This is a genomic window from Paenibacillus maysiensis (assembly GCF_000520815.1).
Lineage (GTDB): Bacteria > Bacillota > Bacilli > Paenibacillales > Paenibacillaceae > Paenibacillus > Paenibacillus maysiensis.
Genome location: NZ_ASRY01000122.1, coordinates 1 through 8,210, shown reverse-complemented (window position 1 = coordinate 8,210; position 8,210 = coordinate 1). Strand labels below are relative to the sequence as shown.

At 53.9% G+C, this 8,210-nt stretch carries 8 protein-coding genes; 6 read left to right on the top strand and 2 right to left on the bottom strand.

Annotated features, from left to right (window positions below):
* Both murQ and L696_RS0107920 read right to left on the bottom strand, forming a co-directional pair.
* Positions 1-855, bottom strand: an 855-nt coding sequence (murQ, locus tag L696_RS0107925) for an N-acetylmuramic acid 6-phosphate etherase (RefSeq protein ID WP_025683166.1), incomplete at its 3' end; no start/stop codon positions are given.
* 101 nt (positions 856-956) lie between these two features.
* Positions 957-1,925, bottom strand: coding sequence for a BadF/BadG/BcrA/BcrD ATPase family protein (locus L696_RS0107920; protein WP_025683165.1), 969 nt, complete (start codon positions 1,923-1,925; stop codon positions 957-959).
* A 238-nt stretch (positions 1,926-2,163) separates the two neighbouring features.
* Here L696_RS0107920 and L696_RS0107915 point away from each other — a divergent pair, with 238 nt between their 5' ends.
* The 6 genes from L696_RS0107915 to L696_RS0107890 all read left to right on the top strand — a co-directional run.
* Entirely contained in the window at positions 2,164-3,006 is an 843-nt protein-coding gene (locus L696_RS0107915; protein WP_025683164.1) for a MurR/RpiR family transcriptional regulator, read from the top strand.
* A gap of 64 nt (positions 3,007-3,070) precedes the next feature.
* Positions 3,071-4,417: an ABC transporter substrate-binding protein gene (locus L696_RS0107910; RefSeq protein WP_025683163.1), complete on the top strand. Its 1,347-nt coding sequence runs from the start codon at positions 3,071-3,073 to the stop codon at positions 4,415-4,417.
* An 18-nt stretch (positions 4,418-4,435) separates the two neighbouring features.
* Positions 4,436-5,347, top strand: a complete 912-nt coding sequence (locus L696_RS0107905; RefSeq protein WP_025683162.1) for a carbohydrate ABC transporter permease — start codon at positions 4,436-4,438, stop codon at positions 5,345-5,347.
* 20 nt (positions 5,348-5,367) lie between these two features.
* Complete coding sequence (locus tag L696_RS0107900; RefSeq protein WP_025683161.1) at positions 5,368-6,201, top strand: carbohydrate ABC transporter permease; 834 nt, start codon at positions 5,368-5,370, stop codon at positions 6,199-6,201.
* Positions 6,202-6,384: 183 nt separating this feature from the next.
* The gene (locus tag L696_RS0107895; protein ID WP_025683160.1) at positions 6,385-7,491 is read left to right on the top strand and encodes an ABC transporter ATP-binding protein; all 1,107 of its coding nucleotides are present in this window, start codon (positions 6,385-6,387) and stop codon (positions 7,489-7,491) included.
* A gap of 62 nt (positions 7,492-7,553) precedes the next feature.
* Positions 7,554-8,210: hypothetical protein (locus L696_RS0107890; RefSeq protein WP_025683159.1), on the top strand; the 657-nt coding region annotated here is incomplete at its 3' end.

The window sequence follows — 8,210 nt, the reverse complement described above, 5'->3', positions numbered from 1 at the left end:
CCGGCGGCGTGCTTCGGCAGCGTCAACTCCAGCCAGAAGCATAACAATCGCCGTCTTCACATGGCCTTCCGATTCATGGAAGGCTTGTTCAATCTGCTCTCCGGAGGCATCTGTAGCCAGTCCGATAATGCGCTTGGCCCTGTAGATCAGCTTCTCGTTGGAGGGATTCAAATCGACCATCAGATTCCGGTACACTTTGCCGATACGGATCATTGCCGTTGTGGTCAGCATGTTCAGAATCATTTTTTGCGCCGTTCCCGATTTCATTCGCGTCGAGCCCATGACGACCTCAGGGCCGACAACGGCTTCAATCGTCAGCTTGCCGAGCCTGGCCATCGGCGTCCCGTAGTTGTTGCAGAGGCCGATAACCACCGCCCCCCGTTCTCCAGCGCGTTTCATCGCGCCGAGCACATAAGGCGTGCGTCCGCTGGCGGCAATGCCGATGACGACATCGCTCGCGCCGATTCCGACATCGTCGATATCGGAGACGCCCAACTCCTCGCTGTCCTCTGCGCCTTCGACCGGGTCCTTGACGGCCCGGAAGCCGCCGGCGATTAAGCCCTGCACCATCTCGGGGTTCGTCCCGTAGGTCGGCGGGCACTCCGAGGCGTCAAGAATGCCGATTCTCCCGCTCGTTCCGGCGCCGACGTAGAATAGCCTGCCGCCGCTGCGGAACGCCTCCACGATAAAGTCGGCTGCTTCGGCAATCTGCGGAATCAGACTGTGGATTACCTCGGCGACCTGGCGGTCTTCATTGTTAATCAGATGCATGATTCCGGCGGAATCGAGATGGTCGATTGCATTTGTTTTGTCATTGGGCTGCTCTGTGATCAAACTGCCTAAAATATGGTTCATGAGGTTCTTCCTCCTACCAGTCTAGTATACTGAGTATTTTGCATAATCTCCCAAGCCGCAATTCGATCGAATATGCAAAATCCTGTTTCTCTGTATTGAAGCTACAACAGGGCAGATGGGGGTTCGTCCTGTCGCCCGTCCGCCAGTTCGCGGGCCAGCCGCGCCGCCCCGACCGAAGGCGGCGCTCCCCGGCTCCCGTCTACAAAAACCAGCCCGCCGAATGACTCCTGCAGCCTGCCGCACAGCGCTTCGCGGAAGAGCGGCGCGTATCTGAACATTGAGCCGCTGAGCACGGCCTGCCCCTGCTGGAGTGTGGGCGATCTGCGCAGCAGCGCTGCCGCCGTATCGGCGAGCGCTTCGGCTTCGCTTACAAGAATGCCAGCGGCGGCATCATCTCCCTGCGTGGCGGCCTGAACGCAGATTTTGGCGAAGGCGGCAATCTGCGCTTTGCTGTGGGCAGGGTTATAGATGTAACCCTTCAAGTCGGTAATCCGCTGAAATCCATACTCCCGCATAATCATATCGGTCATTATGGTCGGTGGATGAATGGCGTCAAAGCTGCGCATGACCGTTTTCAGCGTACGCAGGCCGACCTGGTAGCCGCTGCCTTCATCGCCCAGATAATGTCCCCAACCGCCGGTGCGCAGGAGGGAACCGTCCGGGAGATAACCGTAGCAGATGGAGCCTGTGCCCGAGATGATGAGCGCTCCGGAACGGCTGCCCAGTGCGGCCATCAGGGCAATCTCTCCTTCGGAACGCACGAACACCGGAAGGACAAGCCCACGTTCTAACAGATGCCGCTGAACAGAGCTTTGAAGCAGATCACATTCTTCCTTGGTATCGAAACCTGACATACCAAGACAGATGGAAGCGCAATCTTCATTTTTTGAATGTAATTGTTCCAATACTTCGTCAATAACTGACATGACTTCTGTAAGCGCTACCTCGAATCCGATGCTATGCGGATTCGAGGGCCCTCCGGTACAGCGGGCCAGCAGGGCTCCCTGTTCGTCCAAGGCGGCTGCATCGGTCTTTGTGCCACCTCCATCAAGGCCTACATACACTTTCATTGATCGATCACCACTTTGATTTTTTTCTAATTATATGGGAAACCTCGTTTAAAGTAAAATAAAATTTCACAAGAAAAATATGAGTTGAAATTTTATTTCACTGCTCATATAATAAATTCAATCCAATGTTTTGGAAGGATAGCAAACCGTTTATGTCATTTAATCTAACATTTAGACATGAAGGTATTTTTCGAACAACATTTGCAAAATACCACTTTTAGGGAGGTGCTTGCTTTCAATGAATGGCGGCTTAATTCGTCTGCGGGAATTGCATGAATCGCTCAGTCCGTCTGAGCACAAGATTGCCGCGTATATTTTGCAGAATCCGGATGAGATGATCCATCTGTCCATTGCCGAGCTGGCTGCAAAAAGCGGCTCCAGTCAGGCAGCCATTGTCCGGCTGTGCAAGACGATCGGATTCAAGGGGTACCAGGAGCTTAAAATCAAAGTCGCCGGCGATTTACAGGGAAGAGATCCAGGAATCGTTGGCTATCAGGAAATTCGTCCGAACGATACCATTGCCGCGATTATGCAGAATGTTTCGAACAATAACATCCAATCGATTCGCGATACGCTGAAAATTCTGGATGAAGAGATGGTGGAGCGGGCGGTGGAGGCGATTGACCGGGCGAAGCGGATTTACTTTTTTGGAGTGGGTGCTTCGAACCTTATTGCAATGGATGCCCAACAGAAGTTTTTGCGGATCAACAAAACGTGCTTTTCGTTCGCCGACCCGCATGTGCAGCTTACCAGTGCCATAACGGCAACCGCTGAAGATACGGCCGTGTGCATTTCGTACTCTGGCGAGACAAAAGAAGTAATCCGCGCCGCGTCCATCGTCAAAGAGAACGGCGGCACCGTGATCAGCATCGCCAAATACGGCAATACCACCTTAAGCCGGAACGCAGACATACCGCTGTGCACCTCCGCCACCGAAAATGAAATCCGCAGCGGAGCGATGGCATCGAGAATTACCCAGCTCAACCTGGTCGATATACTGTATCTCGCCGTCGCCAGTCGGAATTACGAGCAGTCCGTCACTTATCTGGAGAGAAGCAGGCAGCATATCAAACAGCTGTAGCGCCCGGGCAGGGTGCAGCATTGCCGCTCAATAACAAGAACATATGCAAAAGGGAGAGGAAATGATGAAAAAAAGTCTGTTGCTCTGTATGGTTGTTGTGCTGATGCTGATGAGCGCCTGCGGCAAATCAGGCAAGGAAGCCGCAAGCCCGGATGACAAGGATACCGTTGTAGTCTGGACCTACCCGGTACACGGTACATATGAAGATGATCTGAAAGAAATGGTGGCCGATTTTCAAAAAGCGCATCCGAACATTACAGTGAAGACGGAAGTGCTGTCCTGGGCCGAGGGGCCGAAGAAATTTGACGTTGCCTTGAACGCCGGCAGCCCGCCGGACCTGTATTTTCACAGCGTGGACGGCACATATGTCAATACCGGTCTTGCCCTTGATCTTGATCCTTACATGACCGACGACATCAAAAATGATTACCTACCGGGAACGCTGGAGCTTGCGCAGATCGGTGGCAAACAGTACGGGCTTCCGCTGTACCAGTTCCAGTGGGCTTGGGGAGGCAACAAGCGCATTCTGGAGGAAGCGGGCATTGATTGGGCCAAAATCCAGCAAGAAGGCTGGACCTGGTCACAGTTCAACGAGGCGGCTACCAAACTGAACAAAACCTTGAGCGACGGCTCAACGCAATATCCGCTGGTTACGGACGGTACCTCGCTTGATTTTATCGAAATGCTCTCCCGCAACAACAACATGCCTGATGTTCTGGATGAGTCCGGGGCATTCCAATGGGGTGACGAGCGGATCGTCGAGACGCTGAATTTCATCAAAGGGTTGCTGGATAAAGGATATATGCCCAAGGAAACGGCGGCGATCGCCCCCGCCAAACGCTCCGATATGTTCTATGCCGGACAGGCAGCGATTATTTCCAAAGCGATTCCGTATTATGACGTCATGATCCAGAACCGCAACAAGGACATTGATTCCGGCAAGGTGAAAGGTGAAAAAATCGACTTTGTGCTGCTGCCGGTTCCGCATAATGACAATGCTCCGGCCAAGACAACGATGGGGGCGGAAGGCTACATCGCCTTCAAACAGAAAAACGACAAAGGCGAGCAGCATGCCAAAAATACATTCCAAGTGCTTGAATACTTGAGTAATGCCAAAGCCGGAAATTCCTCCAATGAGCTGGTGCTGCCATTTGTGCGCAAATCCCAGGCGGCCCTGTTCGCTGGCAAGGCGCTCGGCTCGGAAGAGACGATCAAGGCATCGGCGGCCATGGCCAAACATATCGTAAATCCGGTCACGCTGAAGCTTGATGCGGCGACTGCCGCCAAAATGAAGCAGTTCAAGGAGCAGGTGGTGACACCAAACCTTCAGGCGCTCTATTCCTCAGAGAAAACGCCGGAGGCCATCGCTGAGGAGTTCAAGAGCAAAGGAACGCAAATGCTCGGCAAATAGACAGGAGGAGAGGAAAAGATGACGACAATCGCGCCAAAGCGGGTGCGCAGTTCCGCCGGGCGGTTATGGCGTGAATACGGATGGGCCTACTTGTTCATTTTGGCGCCCGTCCTGCTGTTTCTCGTGTTTACACTGTATCCGGTCTTCTCCGCCCTGATCATGAGCTTTCAGCAGTACAACATTATGGATTCGACCTGGGTCGGACTGGACAATTACGAGCGGCTGGTGCAGGATGCGACCTTCTGGAAATCAATGCGTAATACGGTCATCTTTACGGTGTGCACGGTGCCGGTGAACATCATTATCACCTTTGTGCTTGCATATCTGATCTACCAGATGAAGACGAAATGGCAGACTTTTTTCAAAGCAACGCTGTATTTGCCGGCGGTAGCTTCCGGGGTAACTATCTCCATCGTTTGGCTGGCTATTTTTGATCCGACCGATGTGGGTCTGCTCAACCGGTTTCTCGGCTGGTTCGGCTTCGACCCTGTCATTTGGCTGGGACAGTCCAAAACTGCGCTGTTCTCCCTGATTCTGATGAACTGGCTGGGCTCGCACGGCGCGGGAATCATCCTGTATCTGGCCTCCATGGGCGGGGTGCCCAAATCGCTGTATGAGGCTGCCGACATTGACCACGCCAGCGGCTGGACCAAGTTCACACGCATTACCTGGCCTCTGCTGAAGCCGACGACGCTGTATTTGCTCGTTACGGGAGTGATTACTTCCTTCCAGGTGTTTATTTCGGTGTACATGATGACCCAGGGCGGCCCCAACTTTGCGACCACGACAATTGCCTATTTAATCTACCAGACGGCGTTCGAATTTTATGAATTTGGCCTGGCTTCGGCCCAATCGTTCGTGCTGGCATTCCTGATTATCCTGGTCTCTGTCATCCAGTTTAAATACTTCTCGAGCGATGTCGAGTATTAGGGCGAAGGGGTGAGCATTACATGAAAACCAGATCAAAAACCGTTTTTCTGGCCGTGGCGGCCCTCATCCTGGTGGTGTGGACAATCGTAACGATCATTCCGATGTACTGGATGCTGATCGGCTCCGTGCAGGATTCGACGGCGACGGCGAGCTTTCGGCCCCGGATGATTCCCGAGGCGCTGTCGTTTGCGCCGTATGACCGTTTTTTTGCCAAAACAGCGGCTTGGCGCTGGCTATTCAACTCCCTGCTGATTTCCACCGTGTTGACCGTAACCAACGTGTTTTTCGCTTCGCTGGCCGGGTATGCCTTCTCCAAGCTGAAGTTCCCCGGCAGCAATGCGATATTCTGGGTGCTGCTCAGCACGATGATGATTCCAGCGCAGGTGACGCTGATTCCGCTGTATATTCTGATCGTCAATGTGTTTAATCTTGGCGACAGCTATACCGCGATTATTCTGCCTACCGCAGTAACGGTCGGCAATATTTTTCTGATGAAGCAATACATGTCTTCGCTTCCGACCTCGCTGATTCATGCGGCCCGGATTGACGCCTGCAGCGAGTTCGGCATCTTCTGGAAGGTGATTCTGCCCATGGCCAAGCCGGGGCTGGCCGTGCTGGCGATCTTCACCTTTGTGGCTTCCTGGAACGAGTTTTTCTGGCCGTTCCTGATAACGAATTCGACGGAGATGCGGACGATCCAGGTGGGGCTGGCTTCCTTCGTCTTTTCCGAATCGACAGACTTTGGAGCGATTATGGCCGGGGCGACGGTTGGCGCGCTGCCGATGCTTATCTTATTTTTCTCGCTGCAGCGGTATTTCCTGCAGGGAATTACCATTGGAGCGGTCAAAGGCTGAAATGGCGGTCAGGCTTTGCTTGTATGGGAGAACGGCATAGTGATAAAACGGCATGGATGCCGCTCCCGGGATTTTGGCAATATGTCCATGTGTGAGTTTTACAGAAGTCCCCGCAAAGTACCCGAATTCATCTTCAGAAGCAAAACCTTCACTTTGTGGGGGAACTTAAAGGGGGGAAAGGCTATGGCACGTGTTGAATTCCGCAATGTGCGCAAACAATTTAACGATCAGAACAAGCAGGCTTTTACAGCGGTGGCGGGTTCCGATTTTGTTATTCAAGATAAAGAATTTGTTGTGTTTGTCGGTCCGTCGGGCTGCGGCAAAACGACCTCGCTGCGGATGATAGCGGGCCTTGAGCAGCAGACGAGCGGCGATATCATCATCGGCGACCGCATCGTCAATAATCTCCACCCCAAGGACCGCGACATCGCCATGGTGTTCCAGGATTACGCGCTGTACCCGCACATGACGATCCGCGAGAACCTGTCCTTCGGCTTGCGCAATCTGAAGAAGCCGAAGGATTATATCGACCAAAAGGTCCGGGAAGCGGCAACGATCCTTGGGTTGGAGGATATGCTGGAGCGCAAGCCGCGCGAGCTGTCCGGCGGGCAGCGCCAGCGGGTCGCCGTAGGTCGTGCGATTGTGCGCGATCCCCAGGTGTTCCTGTTCGATGAACCTCTCTCCAACCTGGATGCCAAGCTGCGCATTCAGATGCGGGTCGAACTGGGCGAGCTTCATAAGCGGCTTGGTGCAACCATCGTATATGTCACCCATGATCAGGTGGAGGCAATGACCCTGGGCGAACGGATCGTCGTCATGAACAAAGGCGTCATTCAGCAGATTGCCTCACCGACGGAGCTGTATGCCAACCCGAAAAATATGTTTGTGGCCGGTTTTATCGGCTCCCCGGCGATGAACTTCATCAATGCCCGCGTGGAGCAGGGCCACTTGTTCGTGGCCGGCGGAGAATTCGCGCTGCCGCAGGATGCCGCTGCCGGACTTCAAGGGTATGAAGGCGACGAGGTCATTCTCGGCATCCGCCCGGAGCATATTTACGGCGAGGACTTTGCGCCGGGAGTTACGGCCGAACACCGGCTGAATGCGTATATCAAGGTTGTGGAGCATCTTGGCTCCGAGAATCTGGTCTATTTTCACGTAGGCGAAAGATTGGTTACTGCCAAGGTGCACCCGGAGACCAAGGCGTACAACGGGCTGGATAAGCCGTTTATTCTCGACCTGGCCAAAGCGCGTTACTTCGATCCGCTGACAGAGGACAGAATCCTCTGGTAGCCTGACAACTCGGCAGCCGGTAAAAGCAAGCTGGACTGCCATGATAAAAGGGGGAGACAATCATGCGCAAGCTGAATGATGTTTTGGTTCGCACAGGAACAGAGGCGTTCAGGGAGATTGTACCGATTACACTGCTCAGCCTCGCCGGCTCGGCCGTGCTGGTGCCGGTCGTCCTGTTCGCGCCGCTTGCCTTTGCGTTTATCCTGATTCCGCTCATTTATATGCCTTTGGTGTTCGGCGCGTTTTATGCCTATCACCGGAGAATGGAGGGGAACAAGCTCACGGTGCGGGAGATGTTCCGGGGGGTGTGGCGCGGCTTTGCACCAGCGGCAGTATTCGGGCTGCTCTGTTCGCTGCTGGTGCTCATTCTGTGGTCCACCTGGTGGTATTACGGAGGATGCGAAGGGATGCTGAGCCGGATGATCGCGATCATCCAGACGTATTTTGTCGCCATGGTATTGGTCTCCCAGTTTTATACGCTCCAGCTTGTCATCCAGCAGAAGCTGGGCATCTTCAAGGCGATGGGAGAGAGCGTAAAGCTGTTCCTGCGCCATCCGGCCTATACGATAGGTGCTTTTTTTCAAGCACTGTGCGTCGGCGTGATGCTGGCCGTCACGGTTGTCGGTTTTGCCGCTTTGTACAACGGCGTGCTTGCCGTTTACCTGCATAAAGCGGCTTATAATGTGCTGCACCCGGATGAGGACAACGAAGCCGGGGAA